This window comes from Nonomuraea spiralis, from assembly GCF_014648435.1.
GTDB classification, from domain to species: Bacteria; Actinomycetota; Actinomycetes; order Streptosporangiales; family Streptosporangiaceae; genus Nonomuraea; species Nonomuraea spiralis.
On the sequence record NZ_BMRC01000010.1, the window covers coordinates 410,746 to 428,748 of the forward strand.

Consider the following 18,003-nt stretch of genomic DNA (forward strand, 5'->3'; position numbering starts at 1 on the left):
GGGCGACGGAACTCGTATATGAACATACGACTTACTGTCCGGAGGTCTTCGATGACACGATCCGCGGTGCGACCGGAGGCGGCCCGCGAGCCGCTTCCCGCCCGGTGGCGCATTCTCGGCTTTCTCGGCGTGGCACAGCTCATGCTGATCCTCGACGTCACCGTCGTCGCCATAGCGCTGCCCCACATGGGGACGGACCTCGGCCTGAGCCGCGAGGCGCTGACCTGGACGGTCAGCGCGTACACGCTCACTTTCGGCGGGTTGATGCTGCTCGGCGGGCGCGTCACCGACCTGCTCGGCGCCAAGCGGATCGTGATCGCCGGGCTGCTGCTGTTCAGCGCGGCGTCGCTGGTCACGGGGCTGGCCGGGTCGGCGGGCGTCCTGCTGGGCGGGCGCGTGGCGCAGGGCGTCGGGGCCGCGATGTTGTCCCCCGCTGCCCTGTCGCTGGTGGTGGCCCTGTTCGACGGGGAGGAGCGGAACAAGGCCCTCGGCGTGTGGTCCGCGCTCGGCGGCGGCGGGGCCGCCCTCGGCGTCCTCCTCGGCGGGCTGCTCACCGCCGGTCCGGGATGGCCGTGGGTGTTCCACGTCAACGTGCCCATCGGGGTGGTGATCGCCGTGGTGCTCGCCGTACTGCTCCCGGCGCGTACGCCGGCGTCCGCCGACCGGCCCCGGCTCGACGTCCTCGGCGCGGTCCTGGTGACGGCCGCCGGCGCGTCGCTGATCTACGGGCTCACCGCCGCCGGCGAGCGCGGCTGGCTGAGCCCGCTCACCGGCTGGCTCGTGGCCACGGCCGCCGTGGGTTACACACTGTTCGCGTTGTGGCAGCGGTGGGCCCGTTCCCCTTTGATGGACGTACGCCTGCTGGCCCGGCGGCCCGTCGCGGTCGGCGCCTTCCTGATCCTGATGGCGACGGCGCTGATGATCGCGGTCTTCTTCCTGGGGACGTTCTACTTCCAGCAGGCCCTGGGATACGGCGCACTGCGGGCCGGGCTGCTGTTCCTGCCGGTGGCGCTGGCCACGATGCTCGGCGCCAACCTGACCGGACGCCTGCTCGGCCGGTGGGGCGGGCGTGCCCTGGCCGTCGCGGGCCTGACGGTCGCGGCGGCCGGCATGGCCGTACCGGCCGTCTCGACGAACGTCGTCAGCGTCGTCGCAGGCGTGGCCGTCGCCGCGGCGGGCACCGGCGCGCTGTTCGTCATCGCCTCGGCCACCGCGCTCGGCCAGGTCGCGCCGCACGAGGCCGGGATCGCCTCCGGCATCGTGAGCACCTTCCACGAGTTCGGCGCGTCCGTCGGGGCCGCCGTGATGTCGAGCGTCGCGGCGGCGAGCCTGGCCGGGACCACGTTGAGCGGGTTCACCAGCGGGTTCGTCGTGGCCGCCGTCGCCTCGGCGGCCGGCGCCGTGGCCGCCGCGCTGGTGACGCCCGGCAGGCGGCGGACGGCCTGAGAGCGCCGCGGACGTCCCCGCCCGGACGCCACCGGCGCCCGGGCGGGACGGGATCAGAGCCGGTCGAGGATGCCCTGCATCTGGGCCACCTCGGCCTGCTGGGCGGTCTCGATGGCCTTCGCCAGTTCCTTGGCCTGCGGGTTCGACCCACTCGCCTGCTCGGTACGCGCCATGTCGATGGCCCCCTTGTGATGGGCGATCATCTGCTCGGCGAACAGCTTGTCGAAGCTCTTGCCCTTGGCGCCTTCGAGCTTCTTCATGTCCTCCGCGGACATGATGCCGGGCATCTCATGCCCCATCCCCTCAGAGGGGGCGGGCTTGCCCCACTCGGCGAGCCAGCCCTTCATGGTCTGGATCTCCGGGTCCTGGGCGGCCTTGATCTTGGCCGCGAGCTCCTTGATCTCGGCGTCGCCCGCCCGTCCCGGCGCCAGCTCGGCCATCTCGACCGCCTGCTCGTGGTGCGGGATCATCATCTGCGCGAACATGACGTCCGCGTCGTTGAAGGACGGCGACGGCTGCGCGGCGGCGCTGGTGGCCGCCGCGGTGGCGGCCGGCTCGGCGTCCGCGGTCGTGGCGGCGCCGTTGCCCCCGCACGCGGTGAGCAGGGCGAGCGCGCCCCCGGCGATGGTGAAGCCGATCTTACGGTTGATGCGCATGGTTGTTCGTCTCTCGGTTCGCTGGAACTTCCGGCCTGTCCCGCGGACGACCTCGGGGTCCGTCCGCGCAGCTCACCGGCCTATATGCGCAATGTCGAGAGACTCGCCAGCCGAAGGGACGTCGGCCGTGGCGGTGGCCGGGCGACCGGCCGCGTCCGGGGAAGGTCACCGGCTCCGGCTCCGGCCCTGCGCCGCGTCCAGAACCGGACGGCGGCCAGCAGGATGATCAACAGCGAGGTCAGCACGGCCAGGCAGACGCTGGTCGGGTCGAAGCCCGGCATCCGGTGCTCGCCCGCGACGGCCTGCGCTCCCGCGGGCAGGACGGCTGGGGCCTCCTGGGCCACCGTCCCGTGCCGGCCCGGCGAACCGCCGTGCCGTCCGTCCAGATGGCCCAGCGTGTGCATGCCGCACACGCCCAGGGCGAGGAGGACGAGCAGGAGGCCGCGTACGAACCGCCGCACGACACCCACCGCCTCTCCCCTTCTGACCAGCGCGTCCTTCGGCCTCAGCCTACTACCGCGCTTCGTAGGTCCGAGCCGGGCGCCTTCCGGGAAGGGGAACGGCGCCCGGCTCGCGGCGGGCGACCCGCTCAGGCCGGGACCAGCTCGTAGCCCGCCTCTTCGACGGCGTCGCGCACGAGGGACTCCTCGATCGCCTGCTCGCCCGTCACGGTCACCTTTCCGGTCGCCAGATCGACGTCGACCCCGGTGACCCCGGAGATCTTGCCGACCTCGGACTTCACGGTGCCCACGCAGTGGCCGCAGGTCATGCCGCTGACGGTGTAGGTGGCGCTGCTCATGTCCACTCCCCTCGATAATACCCCGGGCGGGTATTCAACGGCTTGGACGATACGTCACGGGAAGCCACCCCCGCAACCCGAACCCCCTACGGGTATGTGAGAGCTAAGTCACTCCGAGCCACTATACGGGAGGGGGGTATGGTTGCCACCCATGAGAGAGCTGAACACCATCGCGGTCGTCGGGGCGTCGCTGGCCGGTCTGCGGGCCGTCCAGGCGCTGCACCGAGAGGGCTTCACCGGCGCCGTCACCCTGATCGGCGGGGAACGCCACCTCCCCTACAACCGCCCGCCCCTGTCCAAGAGCATGTTGCGCGGCGACGACGAGATCACCCTGCCCGGCGCCGAGGAGCTCGGCGAGCACTGGCTGAAGGGCCGCCACGCGGTGAGCCTGGACGCTGGGGACAAGCGCCTCACCCTGGATGACGGCTCCGAGGTGCGCTACGACGGGCTGGTCATCGCCACCGGCGCCCGTCCGCGCCGCCTGGCCGACCACCCGCGGGGCGTGCACACCCTGCGCACGGTCGAGGACTCCCTGGCCCTGCGCGCCGAGCTGGCCGCCGGGCCCGCCCGCGTGGTGGTCATCGGGGGCGGCTTCATCGGCGGCGAGGTCGCCTCCACCGTCCGGGCCCTCGGACTGCCGGTGACGCTGGTGGACTCCTCGCCGTACCCGATGCTGGGCGCGCTCGGCGAGGACGCCTCCCGCTGGCTGGCGGGCCACCACCGGGACCACGGCGTGGACCTGGTCGGCGGCGTCCGCGTGACCGGTTTCGAGTCGGACGGCAGGGTGACCGGCGTACGCCTCGACGACGGCCGGACGCTGCCCGCCGACCTCGTCATCGCCGGCATGGGCGTCGAGCCGAACACCGGCTGGCTGGAAGGCAGCGGGCTTGAGCTCGGCGACGGCGTGCTGTGCGACGAGAACCTGTTCGCCGTGGGCGCCGCCGACGTGGTGGCCGCCGGCGACGTCGCCCGCTGGCCCCACAGCCTGTACGGCGGCGCGCTCGTCCGCGTCGAGCACTGGTCCAACGCCAACGACCAGGGCACGGCCGCCGCGCTCAACCTGCTCGCCGGCCCCGCGAACGCCAAGCCGTTCGACGACCTGCCCTCCTTCGCCACCCACGTGCACGGCGCCCGCGTCCAGACCGCCGGCCTGCCGCACCTGGCCGACGAGAGCCGCCTCGTCGCCGGCTCCCCGGACGAGGGCCGCTTCGCCCTCGCCTTCGCCAAGGACGGCGTACTGGTCGGCGCGGTCGCCGTGAACTCCCCCAAGGACCTGATCCGCGTCAAGCGCGCCGTCGCCGCGGGCGGTTCCCTGGAGTCCCTCGTCTGACCCCTCGACGTCCCTACGATCGCCGGTAGCATTTGGGGCAGGCCATCGGCGGAGGGACTGTCGGACCATGCGCGGTCTGGGCGAGCTTGAGTCCACGATCATGGATCGCATGTGGGCGATCAAGGGGCCCGCCTCGGTCCGCGACGTCCTGGAGTTCCTGCAGCAGAGCCGGGACATCGCCTACACGACGGTGATGACCGTGATGGACAAGCTGCACACCAAGGGGCTGCTCAGACGGACGGCGGTCCGCCGGGCCTACATCTACGAGGCGGTGTCGTCGAAGGAGGCGTACACCGCCGACGTGATGCGCGAGTCCCTGGCCATGAGCGGCAACAGGGCGGCCACGTTCGTGCACTTCCTCGAACGCCTCACCCCCGAGGAGGCGAGTGCGCTGCAGGCCGCCCTCCGCGTCTACCCGCCGGACCGGCGCACGTCATGACGGTGGCGATCGTCCTCGCCCTCTACGGCGCCTTCGCCGCCCTGGTCGTGCCGAGGCTGCTGCGGCGCGCCGCGTGGCCCGGCCGCGCCCCGAGACTGGCCATCGCCCTGTGGCAGGCGGCGAGCGCGTCCGTGCTCGTCGCCGCCCTGCTGTCGGTGTTCGCGGCGGTCGTGCCCGCCGACACGGTCGGCCATGGCCTGGCCGGGCTGTTCGCGGCCTGCGCCGGCATGCTGGGCCACGGCGCCCGGCCCAGCGTGACCGCCGCCACCACCGGCCTCCTCGCCGCCGGTCTCGTCCTGACCCGAGTGGCCTGTACGGGCGCGGCCGTCCTGACCCGCGCCCGTCGCGCGCGGCGGCGGCACTCCGAGGCCCTGGCGCTGCTCGGACGGCACGACCACGACCTCGACGCCGTCGTGGTCGACTACGACGAGCGGCTGGCCTACTGCCTGCCCGGCCGCAACGGCCACTCGGTGATCACCACGGGCGCGCTGCGCTGCCTCGCGCCCGAGCAGGTCGCCGCCGTGCTCGCCCACGAGCAGGCCCATCTGCGCGGACGCCATCATCTGGTGCTGGCCGGCGCCGAGACGCTGGCCCGCGCGTTCCCCAGGGTGCCGCTCTTCGAGCACGCCCGCGCCGAGATCACCCGCCTGGTCGAGCTGCTGGCCGACGACGTGGCCGCGCGCCGGCACGACCGCGTGCACATCGCGGCGGCCCTGGTCGGCCTGGCGACGGGAAGAGTGCCCGGGTTCGCCCTGGGGGCGGGCGGCGAGACGGCCCTGACCCGCGTCCGGCGGATGCTGAGCCCGCAGGCGCCCCTCGACCGGTGGCGGCGCACGGCCGGGGCCCTGACGGTGACGGCGCTGCTCACCGGCCCCGCCGTACTGGCGGCCACGCCCGGGGTCAGCGCCTTCCTCGCGCACCACTGCCACGAACTGCTCACGCTCCGGAAGCCGTCGGCGTAGAAGGAAGCCGGAGACGCACGAAGGCTCCGGGCCCGCGGGCCCGGAGCCTTCGTGGTCCGGTCTTACCTGAAGGTCCGGTCTTACTTGAAGCGGCGCAGCCGCAGGCTGTTGCTCACCACGAACACGCTGGAGAAGGCCATCGCCGCCCCCGCGATCATCGGGTTGAGCAGGCCGAGCGCGGCCAGCGGCAGGGCGGCCACGTTGTAGGCGAAGGCCCAGAACAGGTTGCCCTTGATCGTGCCGAGCGTCCGGCGCGACAACCTGATCGCGTCGGCCGCCACCCTCAGGTCCCCGCGTACGAGGGTCAGGTCGGACGCCTCGATCGCGGCGTCCGTGCCGGTGCCCATCGCCAGCCCCAGATCGGCCTGGGCGAGCGCGGCCGCGTCGTTGACGCCGTCGCCGACCATGGCCACGACCTTGCCCTCGGACTGCAGCTCCTTGACCACGTCCACCTTGTCGGACGGCAGCACCTCGGCGATCACCTCGTCGATGCCGACCTCGGCGGCCACGGTCCTGGCCACGGCCTCGTTGTCGCCGGTCAGCAGGACCGGGGTGAGGCCGAGCGCCCGGAGCTGCGCGATGGCCTCCGCGCTGGTGGGCTTGATCACGTCGGCGACCACGAGCACCGCGCGGGCCTTGCCGTCCCAGCCGACCGCCACCGCGGTCCTGCCGCCGGCCTGTGCGGCGTGCAGAGCCCGCTCCAGATCGGACGTCAGGTGCTGCGACCACTCCTCCAGCAGCCTCGGCCGCCCGACGAGCACCGCGTGCCCCTCGACGATGCCCTGGACACCCAGTCCTTCGACGTTCGCGAAGTCCTCGGCGGCCGGCAATTCGCCGACGCGCGCGACGGCGCCCTTGGCGACGGCCTGGGCGATCGGGTGCTCGGAGGCGTGCTCCAGCGCGCCGGCCAGGCGCAGCACCTCGGTCTCGTCCTCACCCTCGGCGAGGTGGACGCCGACCAGCGTCATCCGTCCCTCGGTGACCGTGCCGGTCTTGTCCAGCACCACCGTGTCGATGCGGCGGGTGGACTCCAGCACTTCCGGACCCTTGATCAGGATGCCGAGCTGGGCTCCCCGGCCCGTACCGACCAGCAACGCCGTCGGGGTGGCCAGGCCGAGCGCGCAGGGGCAGGCGATGATCAGCACCGCCACCGCCGCCGTGAAGGCCGCGCCGACGCCGTCGCCGGTGCCCAGCCAGAAGCCCAGGGTCCCGAGTGCCAGCGCGATCACGATCGGCACGAAGATGCCGGAGATGCGGTCGGCCAGGCGCTGGACCTGCGCCTTGCCCGTCTGAGCCTCCTCGACGAGCTTGGCCATCTGCGCGAGCTGGGTGTCCGCGCCGACCCGGGTGGCCCGGACGACCAGCCGGCCGCCCGCGTTCACGGTCGCGCCGGTCACGGCGTCGCCCGGCCGTACCTCCACCGGTACGGACTCGCCCGTCAGCATCGAGGCGTCGACCGCCGAGGTGCCTTCCACGATCACGCCGTCGGTGGCGATCTTCTCGCCGGGCCGTACGACGAACGTGTCGCCCACCGCGAGCTGGTCGCTGGGGATGCGCGTCTCCACGCCGTCGCGCAGCACGGCGACGTCCTTGGCGCCGAGCTCCAGCAGGGCCCGCAGCGCGGCGCCCGCGCGGCGCTTGGACCGCGCCTCGAAGTAGCGCCCGGCCAGGATGAAGGCCGTCACACCGGCGGCGGCCTCCAGGTAGATGTTGCCCGAGCCGTCGCTGCGCTCGATGGTGAACGCGAACGGGTGGGTCATGCCCGGCGTGCCCGCGCTGCCGAAGAACAGCGCCCACAACGACCAGCCGAGCGCGGCGATGGTGCCGATCGAGATCAGCGTGTCCATGGTCGCGGCGCCGTGGCGCAGGTTGGTCCAGGCCGCCTTGTGGAAGGGCCAGCCGGCGTACACGACGACCGGCGCGGCCAGCACCAGCGACATCCACTGCCAGTTGGTGAACTGCAGCGGCGGGATCATCGCCATCGCGATCACCGGCACGGCCAGCGTCACGGACGTGATCAGCCGGCTGCGCAGCGGGCGCAGCTCGTCCTCCGGCTCCTGCTCGGCGGTCGCGGCGTCGGACTTCGGCGGCGCGGGCAGCGCGGCGGTGTAGCCGGCCTTCTCCACCTCGGAGATGAGCTGCTCCGCGTCGACGCCTTCGGGGAAGGTGACCTTCGCCTTCTCCGTCGCGTAGTTGACCGTCGCGGTCACGCCCTCAAGCTTGTTGAGCCTGCGCTCGATGCGGTTGGCGCACGACGCGCAGGTCATGCCGCCGATCGAGAGCTCGACCGCGTTGCGCCGGTCATCGGTGATCGAGGTCATCACCGTTCTCCTTTCTCTCGTCAGTGGCTGTGGCCGCCGTGCCCGCCGGTGGCGGGCTCGGACGTCTGGACCTGCGGCTGCCCGCCCGCGCCGAGGGTGAAGTCGGCGGTACGGACCTCGTCCCCGTGCTGGAAGTCCAGGAACAGGCGGTAGTCGCCGGTGCTGGGCACCTGGGCGTAGAACACGATCTCGGGGCCCGGCTTGGTCTTGCCGTCGCCCGGCTCGCCGTCGGGGTGGACGTGCAGGTAGGCCAGGTCCTTGGCGCGCAGCGCCACCAGGTGGCCGTAGGCGCCGAGGTAGGGCTGCAGGTCGGTGACCGGCTGACCGTCCTTGCTGACCTTGAGCGTGAGCTTGCTGGTCCGGCCGGGGGTCAGGTCGCCGTCGAGGGTGACGGTGTAGCCGTCGACCGTCGCGGTACGGCTCGTCTCCGGCAGGGGCTTCGGCTGGTAGTCGCCCGCCACGGCCACGTCGGCGCCCAGCGTCAGGGCCTCGCCGCCGGTCGGCGCGAAGTCGGCGAACGCCCGGTAGCCGCCCGCCTCGGGGAAGGTGACCTTGACCGACCAGACCCCGTCGGCCGCCATCTCCGGATGGACGTGCTGGAAGCTGCCCAGATCGCGGGAGACCACGATGAAGTGCAGCTTCTTGTCGTGCTGGACCTGGTAGTCGGTGACCGGCTTCCCGTCTGGGCCGGTGACGGCGAAGCGGAAGTCCGTGGGCTCACCGGGCTTGAGCGCCGTGGTGAGCGGGGTGAAGGTGTAGCCGTTCTGAGACACTTGGAGCCCTCCGGGGGTATCGCTCTTGACCTGCTGGGTGGCGTGTTCCCCGTGTCCGTCGGCCGGGGCCTGCGCCGTCATGGCCGCGTGGTCCGCGGCCGGCGGTGTCCCGACCGGCCCGACGGCCTTGCCCGCGCCGAGCGCGCCGCCGAAGACGACGGCGAGCCCCAGGACGTACGAGCCGAGCTTGGCGGCGGTGTTCACGGGTTCACCACTTCGTATCCGGCCTCCTCGACGGCGGCGACGATCTTCGCCGCGTCGACGGGGGCCTCGCTGCCGACGGTCAGGAGCCCGGTGGCCAGGTCGACGTCGACGGTCGTGACGCCGGCGACCTCGCCCACCTCCTCCTTGACCGAGCTGACGCAGTGGCCGCAGGTCATGCCCTTGACGGTGTAGGTGGCGGTGCTCATATCGGTCTCTCCTTCAATCCGGTCAGGAACGTACGAGTCTGGCGATGGCATCCGAGGCCTCCTTGACCTTGGCGTCAGCCTCGGGCCCGCCCTTCAGGGTCGCTTCGGCGACACAGTGAGCAAGATGATCTTCGAGCAGCGACAGGGAGAACGACTTCAGCGCGCTGGTCGCCGCCGACACCTGGGTCAGGATGTCGATGCAGTACTTGTCGTCCTCGACCATGCGCTGCAGCCCGCGGACCTGCCCTTCGATGCGGCGCAGGCGCATCGCGTGGTCCTGCTTGCCGCGTGCCTGTACGGCCATGGCCACCCCTCCCATCGGGTCGTTGCCGTTGAGAACACTATACCCCCCTATGGTATTTCCGCCACCCCTTCTTACCCCCGCCCTTCGATCTGACGACATAAGTGCAGGTCAGACGCTTACACATCGAGCCCCACGGCTATACCCCCCAGCGGTTGGACGGCGGGGCCGGTCGGCGCAGACCTTCTCCGTACCGAATTTCAAGGCTCCGACCAGCAGGTTTGTCGTGGCGGCCGGTTTTCGGGGACATCCGGACTTGACAGATACCCCATGGTGGTATTGATTGACCATCGCCCGGCATACCCCCTACTGGTATGCGAAAGCCCAAGTTCCCCCGCCTCCTGCGCCCCGCGCATGCGGCACAGATCCATCATGCCGGTACCCCCTACCGGTATCGGCACCGTGACTGGAGACAGCTCATGTCTGGACCATCCCCCCGGCGCTGGACCGCCCTGGCCCTGATCGCCACAGCCCAGTTCATCGTCATCATGGACACGTCGATCATCGGCGTGGCCCTCCCCCGCATCCAGGAGGACCTCGGGTTCTCCCAGGAGAACCTGTCGTGGGTGTTCAACGCCTACGTCGTGGCCTTCGGCGGACTCCTGCTGCTCGGCGGGCGCCTGTCGGACCTGTTCGGCGCCAAGCGGCTGTTCGGCGCCGGCTGGCTGATCCTGCTCGCCGGCTCACTGGTCGCCGGCATCGCCCCCGAGGTGTGGGTGGAGCTGACCGGCCGCGCCGTCCAGGGCATCGGCGCCGCCCTCATCGCGCCGTCCGCGCTCACCCTGCTGATGATGTTGTTCGGCCACGACCCGAAGGAGCTCACCAAGGCCCTCGCCCTGTACGGCGCGGCGGCCCCGGCGGGCGGCACCGCGGGCGTGTTCCTCGGCGGCGTCATCACCGAGTACCTGAGCTGGCCCTGGGTCTTCTACATCAACATCCCGATCGCGCTCGTCGCGCTGTTCGCCACCGGTCCCCTCATGCCCGCGGGCCAGTCCCAGCGCGGATCCATCGACGTGTTCGGCGCGCTGACCGTCACCGCCGGCCTCGGCGCCGCCGTGTACGCGATCGTCCGGGCGCCCGAGGTGGGCTGGGGCTCGGCGGAGACCTGGCTCGTGCTCGGCGCCGCCGTCGTGCTGCTCGGCGCGTTCGTCGCGATCCAGGCGGCCCGCCGCGAGCCGCTGATGCGCCTGTCGATCTTCCGTACGCCCAACCTCGCCGCCGCCAACCTGACCCAGCTCCTGCTCGGCGGCGCGTGGATCCCGATGTGGTTCTTCCTCAACCTCTACCTGCAGCAGGTGCTCGGCTACAGCGCCTTCCCCAGCGGCGCGGCACTGGTGCCGATGACCGTGCTGATCATGATCGGCATGATCGTCCTGGCTCCGCGCGGCATCAACAGGTTCGGCCCCAAGACGATGACGGTCACCGGACTGGTGCTGCTCACGGCGGGCATGGCCTGGCTGTCGTTCATCAGGCCCGAGGGCAACTTCCTCGTGGACGTCCTGCCCGCCAGCCTGGTGGCCGCGCTCGGCATGTCGATGGCCTTCATCCCCTCGCTGGGCACGGCCATCTCCTCGGCCCGGCCCGAGGAGGGCGGCCTGGCCTCCGGCATCGTCAACACCAGCTACCAGGTGGGTTCGGCGCTCGGCCTGGCCGCCATGACGGCCGTCGCCGCCGCCAACGGCGCGAACCAGCTCGGCGACCTGCCGGCGCTGACCGACGGCTTCTCCTCGGCCTTCGTCGGAGCCGCGGCGATCGCCCTGGTCGGCGCGCTGATCGCGGCGGCCACCCTGCGCTCCCGCACCGGCGCCACCGTCACCGCCGAAGAAGTCAAGGCCTGACGCGGCCGAGGCCGCCCCTCACGCAAGGAGAATCCCATGTCCACCCCGATCCTCATCGCCTACGACGGTTCGGCCGGCGCCCGGCACGCCGTCGAGGAGACCGCGCGGCTGTTCCCCGGTGCCTCCGCCGTCGTCCTGTACGCCCGCCCGCCGCTGGAGAGCCTCGCGGCCCACCTGGAGGGCCACGCGCTCCTGGAGGACCTGCGGGACATCGACGCCAAGACCTTCGACGCCTCCGAGCGGCTCGCCGCCGAAGGGGCCGAGCAGGCCCGCGGTCTCGGTCTGAAGGCCGAACCGCGCGTCGCGTCCGTCCCGGAGGAGGTCGCCGCGGAGGCCATCGTCGACGTGGCCGAGGAGATCGACGCCGCGCTGATCGTGCTCGGCTCCCGGGGACGGCAGGGCGTCAAGGCCCTGCTGACCGGCAGCACGTCCACCAGGGTCATGCACTCCACCGGCCGCCCGACCCTGGTCATCCCGTCCAGGCCGCTGGCCGCCGCCCGTCGCGAGGCCAGACGGTTCACCGATCGCTGAAGCGACCACGCCCCGGCTCCCGCGAGCCGGGGCGCGCTTGTCTGCTCTGAACCTCCCGGAGACGGCGTGCGTACCTCCTCCTGAGCGGCGATCCCCGGATGCCGGCCCGAATGGTGAGCACCACTTCTCGGCAAACGGCGTAGGAGCATCCCGGACTTCTGTAGCATTTCGCGTCAGGCCGAAAATCTACGAGGAGGCATAGTAGTGGGCATGGCGGCAGGGTCCGGACGTACCGCGATGACCGTGACACTGGCGCTGGCCGTCTGGAGCGCCTTCCCCGGCGCCGCGGCCGCCGCTCCCTCGCCCGCCAAGGTCAAAGCCGATCTGGTGAAGCTCAACGAACGCGCCGACCAGGTGGTCGAGCAGTACAACCAGGCCGCCGAGACCTACAAGACGGCCAAGAAGAAGTACGACGTCCTGAACACCGAGGTCAAGAGCAAGGCCACGCTGGCCGACGCATTACGCGAGGACCTCGTCACGGCGCTCGTCGGCGACTACCAGTCGGGCCCGTTCACCGGATGGCAGTCGTTCGCCTTCAAGGGCGACCCCGAGTCGGCGCTCGGCAGCATGGCCTCCTTCGAGGCCATCGCCGCCGACAGGGCCGCCAAGCTGCGCGCCTACGAGGCCACCACGAAGGCCCTCCGCGACCGGCGCGACGCGGCCCAACGCCTCCTGACCGAGGCAAGCACCGCCCGCGACCGGGTACGCGGGGAGCGGACCAAGGTCGAAAAGCTCATCGCCCGGCAGACCAAGTTACTGCGCAAGCTCAACGCCTACCGGGCCGGCAACCCCACCAGCTCCGGCATCCCCTACACCGGCCCGGCCTCGGGCAACGCCCGCCGCGCCCTCCAGTTCGCCTTCGCCCAGATCGGCAAGCCGTACCGGTTCGGCGGCACCGGGCCCGGCTCCTACGACTGCTCCGGCCTCACCCAGGCCGCCTGGCGGGCCGCCGGGGTCTCGCTCCCCCGTACGACGTGGACCCAATGGTCGTGGGGCGCCGCCCGCAAGGTGCCACTGAACGCGCTGCAACCCGGCGACCTGCTCTTCAGCAAGGGCCTGGGGCACATGGGCATGTACGCGGGCAACGGCAAGATGGTCCACGCGCCCCAGACCGGCGACGTCGTCAAGGTGGTCGACCTCGACGACTACTGGCGCAACCGCCTCCTCGGCGCCGTACGCCCCTGACCGGCGAACCCCGCCACGGGCCACGTGGCGCACGCTGGGTTGATCATCTCTGCGCGAGAACGCTCGGAGACCGGAGGGTGACCCGGGCTGAGGCGACGGCCTGCCCAGGTCACCCAACGATGCTGATCAACCGGCTTGGCCGCGCACCTTGACCGCATGGGTGCCCTGCGCGGCCAGGAACACGCTGTCACCGGCGTATTTGACGGTGTAGACGTGGTCGCCGCCCGCGGGGGGCGTGTCGGCGAAGCCGAACGTCCCGTCGGCCGACAGCGTCAGCGATGGCAGCGTGGTCGTGGAGGTGCCGTCGCGGTTGGAGACCGTACGGGTCACCGTGATCGCGGTGCCGGCGGCGGGCAGCCGGCCGCCGCCGTCCAGCGCACCGGTGAACTGCAGCTGCTTGCCGGCGTTGCCCGTCTCGGGCCCGGACAGGGTGAACGTGGTCTGACGCTTGGCCACCGCGACGGTCTTCAGGCCCGTGGCCGCCTCGTAGGTCAGGTTGCCGCTCCAGCGAACGTCGTACTGGGTGTTCCCGCCGATCGGCGGGGTGTCGCCGATCGTGAAGGTGCCGTCCGCGGCGGTCGTCACCGCGGGAAGGTACTCGGACGTGCCGTTCGGCATGAGCCGGATCGCCACCAGCGGCTGCTCGCCCGGGTCGGCCCCGTTGGCCAGGGTGAGCTTGCCCGACAAGGTGAGCGGTTCGAGAGCGGTCGCCGGGGCCGAAGGAGTCAGGTCGATCAAGGTCGAGACCTTGGACACCCTGACGTCTCGCCACGCCCTGCTCCACCGGTGGTCCGCGTCGCCGTTCCAGAGCACGTCGTACCTGATCTGGCCGCCGATCGGCGGGAGGTCGTCCACCGAGTACGTGCCGTCCGCTGCGGTCGTCACGCCCTCGACGGGGGTCCGGGCGCCGTCCGACGTCCAGCGGATCAGCGTCAGCGGCTGCTCGCCGGGCGCCGATCCGTCCGAGAGGGTGAGTTTGCCGGACAGGGTGAGCGGCTTGAGTGCGGTTCCCGTGGCGGGCGCCGTCAACGTGATGGTCGACGCGGGAAGGGTGACGTCGGGCAGACGTCCGAGGTGGAGCCGGCCGGACAGGTCGCGCAGGACGCCGAAGGCGGTTCCGCCGGAGTAGACCAGGCTGCCGGCGACCAGGGCGGAGCCGAGGTTCTCGTACGCGAAGGTCTGCTCACCACCGGCCCTGTCGTACATCACGACGGGCTTTCCCGACGTCCGTCCGCCGATCACGTGACGTCCGTCCGCGCTGGCCGTGACCGCCGTCGGATACCCGGTGAAGGAGCCCTCACCGTAGCTGCGGACGAGGGTCAGGCCGGTGGTGTCCCAGGCGTCGAACCGGTACGGCGCGCCGAAGGCCGAGAACACCGTGGAGCCGTCCGCGGTGATGGAGATGTCCTGGAGGTTGAACAGGCGGTGCGTGTCGCCGCTGATGGCGCCGCGCAGGGTGGCGCCCGTCTCGGTCAGGTCGTAGACGAAGATGTCACCGGGACTGCTCACGGTTTCGCCGACGATCAGCTTCTGTCCCGCGGCGGCCACCAGCGGTGCCGTGTACAGCTGCTGCGCCAGCCGGGCGAACTCCGGCTGCGCCTCCGACACGTCGAAGCCGACCACGCCGGCCGACCAGTCGGGGTTGCAGCCGTAGCCGACGAAGAGCCTCGTGCCCAGCAGGGCGAGGTGTGACGGGCAGGGATACGCGTTCAGGGCGATTTTGCGCGTGACGGTGAGGGATCCGGTGTCGATCTCGGCGATCTGGTGCGAATCCCGCAGCGCGGCGTAAAGACGGGTGCCGTCAGCTGTCAGGGCGAGGTCGCCCACGCTCGGCAGGCCCGTGACGGCGCCGGTGAGCCGGGCCTCGTGGTCGGCGACGATGACGCGGTCCAGGGCCGAGATGAAGAGCCTGTCATCGGTCGCGACGATGTCGCTCCTGTTGGAGGACACCCCGAGGTCGGTCGTGGAGTCGGCGGCGGTTGCGGCGGTTGCGTGGGCCACGAGCAGCCCGGCCGCTGCGACCAGGGCGGTTCCGAGAGCGAGCAACCGGCGAGCTGATCGGGAGGCCGTCCGGCCCGTCGACGATGCGCCGCGGTCACGTCTTCGTGATGACAACATCCACTCCTTGCGATCGCCAGTTCTAAAAACCACAAGATCAACTCATGTCTGCGGGCTCGCGTCAAGGCGGTTCAGCGTGATCGGCGAGCTCCCGGAGAGCTCACAGCCTTCGCGGGACGCCGAACACCCAGGGTGTTCACGGACACCTCACGCAAGGCGACAAGCCCGATTCGACCGAAGCGATCACCGGCGTCTCCGCCAGCAAGGGCGTGCCCCCACCCTCAGGCTTGCTCATCCTCCGTCGCAGGCACCCATACGACGGTCACGCCCTTCTGCTGCTCCCCTTTGCGGCAGATCTCGCGGGCGTCTCGTCCCTGCGCCCAGCGCCGGGCGTACGGGGCGGACTCGACCACGACGCCGTCACGCACGACCAGTCCAACGGTGACACGGGACGTGGACCACCAGATGAGGCCGTTCCTACGATCGTCATCCACGACCGGACTGTAACGGCGGCCTACGACAATCTGCGGGCAAGGCTCGGGTGCACGACCGCGCAGCCGCCGGTTCACGGCAGATCGACGCCTGATTTCAAGATCCAGTAGACGCCTTGAGTCTCTTGTCCAGCGGGTTCCGGTCGACGTAGATCTCCCCACCTCGACCACCCGGATCGAGCAGTACAGGATCCACGCTGACACAGTGATCAGCCGTTCCTTGAACCCAAGGGACCGGGAAGCGGGGCTTCTACATGTCAGGGGCTACTTGGCCAGATGGCGTGAGATGACCAAACGCTGGATCTGGTTGGTGCCCTCGAAGATTTGCATGTTCTCGGATGTCCGATCCGGTCACCGGCGAAAACAACTCGATCATGTCGGTGAGCAGCGGTTACGCTTGCGGGCATCTCGCGTCACTTCTCCCTGGTTCCGATGTTCCCACGGAACAGCGACGGAACAAGAGCTGAGCTTGGAGGCGGCCATGGCTATACCGAAGAAGGGCTCGCGGCTCATCACCGTCGACGGCACTGTCTTCCGCTGGCGCGTCCGCCACAAGCCGACCTACGACGAGGGCATGGCCTGGTCGCCGCTCAGCTTCGCCGTCGAGCGAGCCGAGAAGCCGGGACGCGTTCTTGTTGTGTCACTCCACGCGTGCGGTCAGCCGGCTGCGTAACAAGCTGCTGGCCGTCTGCCCGGTCTTGGAACGCGCCCTGGATGTGACGAACAAGGGACCGTTGATCCGGGCCGTTGCCTACATGGCGTGTCATCCCCTTCTAACGGCGGACGTGGAGGATGTGTTTCGTGTCGTCGCCGCAGTGCGCCCGCCCGGCCAGCAGGAGACGGGAGGTGGTGGGGACACGAGTGATCGTGAAGCCGTCACCGCAGATCTCGCCGCCGACGTCGCGGTGGTCGCGGGTCCATCGTCGTCCGTTGTAGTGCAGCAACGTCACCTGCGTCGGTCGTTCGTCGTCGCCGTAGTCGACACCAGCCACCCACACGTCGTCAGCGGCGAAGGCGGTGACGCTCTGCAGACTCACCTTCCACCGGGGCAACTTGATCTTCTTCCAGGAGGTGCCGTTCCAGTGCAGGACCAGCGGCCCGCCCGGCCGTCCGTACTGGTCACAGGCCTGCCGGGTACCGGTCTCACCCACCGCCCACACGTCGGACGGACTGTTCTGCCAGATGTGCCGCAACGAGCCGCGTCCCAGCCAGGGGAGCCTCGTCTGCGTCGGCGCGCTACCGGGGGACGCGCTGTGCCAGATCGCCGGGCGCGAGTCCGTACATCGGCCGCTGGACGACATGCCCACGATCCAGACGTGCCCCGCTCCAGCATCCACGGCGTTGAACCTGCCTCCACGCTGGTACTCCCGCCTGCTGAAACGCCTGCCGTTCCACGTCAAGAGGACGGGTGAGCTGATCTCACCGGCGTCCTCCGAGCCGCGTAGCCCGATCAGCGCCGCTCGCCGGCCGTCCACGGCGACGTCGGTCAGCCGGTCGGTCAGCCAACGGTCCTTGCGGTCTTTGAAGGACGTGTACAGGTCCCAGGAGTCTTCGAAGGGCGTATGTATGTCCCAGCTCCGGCCGTTCCAGCGCAAAGCCAAGGGGAACTGTTCGATATCCGTGCTGTCTTCCCCCATGGAGTCGACGCTGCCGACGACCCAGGCGTTGCCGGACCCGTCGGCGTCCACTGCTCCGAAGTTCGAGCCGCGCTCGCCGAGGATGCGACCCTCTATTCCCTGCCCGGACCGCCATCGCAAGCCGTCCACGCGCAGCAGAACTCCCGAAGGAGAATCGTCGTCCTCCGCTTCCGCGTGCCGGCCGACCGCCCAGGCAGTGTCAGGACCCGTCGCCGCCACATCGCTCAAAGCGATACCGTCCGGCTGCTCGCCGTCCGGCTCCACCGACTGCCATTCAGGTGCCGGAACCGCAAAGGCCGTCGGGGACGGCTGTGGTGCTGCGCTCGACGCGGCGGTCTTCGGCGAGCCTGCCGAAGACGGCGGGGCGGACACCGGCGATGGTTCGGCGGCGCAGGATGCCAGCGCGAGCACGCAAGCGATCAGCATCGTCCGGCTGCGGAAGATCCCCATGCCCGCGCATTGTGGCAGAGCCTTCACCTATGGGCATCTGGGAGTCGGGGCAATCGTGCCCACAAGGTCGGGAGGATCGCGGATCAGGGGAGGTCGGACGATCCCAGGGTGCACCCTCCGCGTCCACGCCCGCATGATGCCCGGTTCCCACGACCGCGCCCACAAGGCGATCGACGACCGGCTGCTTCGTCCGCGCGAGGTCGCTCATGGAACAGGGACGAAACAGTGATCATTTGAGCCTCGAACACGAGACAGCGAACCCCGCCTCCAATAGCTTGGGTTCTAGGGTTCGTTGCAACACCCCAGCTCTGGGGATGCGATGGACTTCGAGATCCGCAAGGTGCGCAAGGCGCAGGGGCCGAAGAAGCTCCGGGCC

General features: G+C 70.7%; 18 protein-coding genes. 8 read left to right on the forward strand and 10 right to left on the reverse strand.

Annotated elements, in window-relative coordinates; all coding sequences use genetic code 11:
* The first annotated feature begins 51 nt into the window (after positions 1-51).
* Positions 52-1,446: an MFS transporter gene (locus IEZ27_RS26375; protein WP_189649684.1), complete on the forward strand. Its 1,395-nt coding sequence runs from the start codon at positions 52-54 to the stop codon at positions 1,444-1,446.
* Positions 1,447-1,499: 53 nt separating this feature from the next.
* Here the strand turns inward: IEZ27_RS26375 and IEZ27_RS26380 are convergent, their stop codons facing one another.
* The 3 genes from IEZ27_RS26380 to IEZ27_RS26390 all read right to left on the reverse strand — a co-directional run bounded on the left by IEZ27_RS26380 (position 1,500) and on the right by IEZ27_RS26390 (position 2,901).
* Complete coding sequence (locus IEZ27_RS26380) at positions 1,500-2,102, reverse strand: DUF305 domain-containing protein (protein ID WP_189649685.1); 603 nt, start codon at positions 2,100-2,102, stop codon at positions 1,500-1,502.
* An 80-nt stretch (positions 2,103-2,182) separates the two neighbouring features.
* Complete coding sequence (locus IEZ27_RS26385) at positions 2,183-2,572, reverse strand: DUF6153 family protein (protein WP_189649686.1); 390 nt, start codon at positions 2,570-2,572, stop codon at positions 2,183-2,185.
* Positions 2,573-2,691: 119 nt separating this feature from the next.
* Complete coding sequence (locus tag IEZ27_RS26390; RefSeq protein ID WP_189649687.1) at positions 2,692-2,901, reverse strand: heavy-metal-associated domain-containing protein; 210 nt, start codon at positions 2,899-2,901, stop codon at positions 2,692-2,694.
* Positions 2,902-3,052: 151 nt separating this feature from the next.
* Here IEZ27_RS26390 and IEZ27_RS26395 point away from each other — a divergent pair, with 151 nt between their 5' ends.
* The 3 genes from IEZ27_RS26395 (at position 3,053) to IEZ27_RS26405 (ending at position 5,632) form a co-directional block, all read left to right on the forward strand.
* Entirely contained in the window at positions 3,053-4,231 is a 1,179-nt protein-coding gene (locus IEZ27_RS26395) for an NAD(P)/FAD-dependent oxidoreductase (RefSeq protein WP_189649688.1), read from the forward strand.
* A gap of 67 nt (positions 4,232-4,298) precedes the next feature.
* Positions 4,299-4,670: a BlaI/MecI/CopY family transcriptional regulator gene (locus IEZ27_RS26400; RefSeq protein ID WP_189649689.1), complete on the forward strand. Its 372-nt coding sequence runs from the start codon at positions 4,299-4,301 to the stop codon at positions 4,668-4,670.
* Positions 4,667-5,632, forward strand: coding sequence for a M56 family metallopeptidase (locus tag IEZ27_RS26405; protein ID WP_189649690.1), 966 nt, complete (start codon positions 4,667-4,669; stop codon positions 5,630-5,632). The genes IEZ27_RS26400 and IEZ27_RS26405 overlap by 4 nt, the downstream gene beginning before the upstream one ends.
* Positions 5,633-5,712: 80 nt before the next feature.
* Here IEZ27_RS26405 and IEZ27_RS26410 read toward each other — a convergent pair whose 3' ends face one another.
* The 4 genes from IEZ27_RS26410 to IEZ27_RS26425 are packed head-to-tail and all read right to left on the reverse strand — an operon-like array spanning position 5,713 to position 9,440.
* Positions 5,713-7,953, reverse strand: a complete 2,241-nt coding sequence (locus tag IEZ27_RS26410) for a heavy metal translocating P-type ATPase (RefSeq protein ID WP_125633163.1) — start codon at positions 7,951-7,953, stop codon at positions 5,713-5,715.
* A 20-nt stretch (positions 7,954-7,973) separates the two neighbouring features.
* Positions 7,974-8,930, reverse strand: coding sequence for a hypothetical protein (locus tag IEZ27_RS26415; protein WP_189649691.1), 957 nt, complete (start codon positions 8,928-8,930; stop codon positions 7,974-7,976).
* Entirely contained in the window at positions 8,927-9,136 is a 210-nt protein-coding gene (locus IEZ27_RS26420; protein ID WP_125633167.1) for a heavy-metal-associated domain-containing protein, read from the reverse strand. Before IEZ27_RS26420 ends, IEZ27_RS26415 begins: the two co-directional genes overlap by 4 nt.
* 22 nt (positions 9,137-9,158) lie before the next feature.
* A complete protein-coding gene (locus tag IEZ27_RS26425) occupies positions 9,159-9,440 on the reverse strand; it encodes a metal-sensitive transcriptional regulator (protein ID WP_125633169.1) in 282 nt (93 codons plus the stop codon).
* 416 nt (positions 9,441-9,856) lie between these two features.
* Between IEZ27_RS26425 and IEZ27_RS26430 the strand changes: the two genes are divergently transcribed.
* From IEZ27_RS26430 to IEZ27_RS26440, 3 genes are all read left to right on the forward strand, one after another.
* Positions 9,857-11,275, forward strand: coding sequence for an MFS transporter (locus tag IEZ27_RS26430; protein ID WP_189649692.1), 1,419 nt, complete (start codon positions 9,857-9,859; stop codon positions 11,273-11,275).
* A 36-nt stretch (positions 11,276-11,311) separates the two neighbouring features.
* Positions 11,312-11,806: a universal stress protein gene (locus IEZ27_RS26435; RefSeq protein WP_189649693.1), complete on the forward strand. Its 495-nt coding sequence runs from the start codon at positions 11,312-11,314 to the stop codon at positions 11,804-11,806.
* A 210-nt stretch (positions 11,807-12,016) separates the two neighbouring features.
* Positions 12,017-12,991, forward strand: coding sequence for a C40 family peptidase (locus IEZ27_RS26440; protein WP_229824347.1), 975 nt, complete (start codon positions 12,017-12,019; stop codon positions 12,989-12,991).
* Between the two features lie 126 nt (positions 12,992-13,117).
* On the opposite strand, the gene IEZ27_RS26445 is transcribed toward IEZ27_RS26440, so the two are convergent.
* Together IEZ27_RS26445 and IEZ27_RS26450 are read right to left on the reverse strand one after the other, a co-directional pair.
* Entirely contained in the window at positions 13,118-15,037 is a 1,920-nt protein-coding gene (locus tag IEZ27_RS26445; RefSeq protein WP_189649694.1) for a YncE family protein, read from the reverse strand.
* Positions 15,038-15,330: 293 nt separating this feature from the next.
* Positions 15,331-15,543: a hypothetical protein gene (locus tag IEZ27_RS26450; RefSeq protein WP_189649695.1), complete on the reverse strand. Its 213-nt coding sequence runs from the start codon at positions 15,541-15,543 to the stop codon at positions 15,331-15,333.
* A gap of 478 nt (positions 15,544-16,021) precedes the next feature.
* Here IEZ27_RS26450 and IEZ27_RS26455 point away from each other — a divergent pair, with 478 nt between their 5' ends.
* Entirely contained in the window at positions 16,022-16,213 is a 192-nt protein-coding gene (locus tag IEZ27_RS26455) for a hypothetical protein (protein ID WP_189649696.1), read from the forward strand.
* Between the two features lie 100 nt (positions 16,214-16,313).
* On the opposite strand, the gene IEZ27_RS26460 is transcribed toward IEZ27_RS26455, so the two are convergent.
* Complete coding sequence (locus tag IEZ27_RS26460; protein ID WP_189649697.1) at positions 16,314-17,627, reverse strand: hypothetical protein; 1,314 nt, start codon at positions 17,625-17,627, stop codon at positions 16,314-16,316.
* Positions 17,628-18,003 lie beyond the last annotated feature (376 nt).

What these genes read in the sequence shown, in the direction of transcription:
- IEZ27_RS26375 (WP_189649684.1), top strand. Translation starts at nt 52, where the DNA reads ATGACACGATCCGCGGTGCGACCGGAGGCGGCCCGCGAGCCGCTTCCC.
- IEZ27_RS26380 (WP_189649685.1), bottom strand. Translation starts at nt 2,102, where the DNA reads ATGCGCATCAACCGTAAGATCGGCTTCACCATCGCCGGGGGCGCGCTC.
- IEZ27_RS26390 (WP_189649687.1), bottom strand. Translation starts at nt 2,901, where the DNA reads ATGAGCAGCGCCACCTACACCGTCAGCGGCATGACCTGCGGCCACTGC.
- IEZ27_RS26395 (WP_189649688.1), top strand. Translation starts at nt 3,053, where the DNA reads ATGAGAGAGCTGAACACCATCGCGGTCGTCGGGGCGTCGCTGGCCGGT.
- IEZ27_RS26400 (WP_189649689.1), top strand. Translation starts at nt 4,299, where the DNA reads ATGCGCGGTCTGGGCGAGCTTGAGTCCACGATCATGGATCGCATGTGG.
- IEZ27_RS26405 (WP_189649690.1), top strand. Translation starts at nt 4,667, where the DNA reads ATGACGGTGGCGATCGTCCTCGCCCTCTACGGCGCCTTCGCCGCCCTG.
- IEZ27_RS26410 (WP_125633163.1), bottom strand. Translation starts at nt 7,953, where the DNA reads ATGACCTCGATCACCGATGACCGGCGCAACGCGGTCGAGCTCTCGATC.
- IEZ27_RS26420 (WP_125633167.1), bottom strand. Translation starts at nt 9,136, where the DNA reads ATGAGCACCGCCACCTACACCGTCAAGGGCATGACCTGCGGCCACTGC.
- IEZ27_RS26425 (WP_125633169.1), bottom strand. Translation starts at nt 9,440, where the DNA reads ATGGCCGTACAGGCACGCGGCAAGCAGGACCACGCGATGCGCCTGCGC.
- IEZ27_RS26430 (WP_189649692.1), top strand. Translation starts at nt 9,857, where the DNA reads ATGTCTGGACCATCCCCCCGGCGCTGGACCGCCCTGGCCCTGATCGCC.
- IEZ27_RS26435 (WP_189649693.1), top strand. Translation starts at nt 11,312, where the DNA reads ATGTCCACCCCGATCCTCATCGCCTACGACGGTTCGGCCGGCGCCCGG.
- IEZ27_RS26440 (WP_229824347.1), top strand. Translation starts at nt 12,017, where the DNA reads ATGGCGGCAGGGTCCGGACGTACCGCGATGACCGTGACACTGGCGCTG.
- IEZ27_RS26455 (WP_189649696.1), top strand. Translation starts at nt 16,022, where the DNA reads ATGGCTATACCGAAGAAGGGCTCGCGGCTCATCACCGTCGACGGCACT.
- IEZ27_RS26460 (WP_189649697.1), bottom strand. Translation starts at nt 17,627, where the DNA reads ATGGGGATCTTCCGCAGCCGGACGATGCTGATCGCTTGCGTGCTCGCG.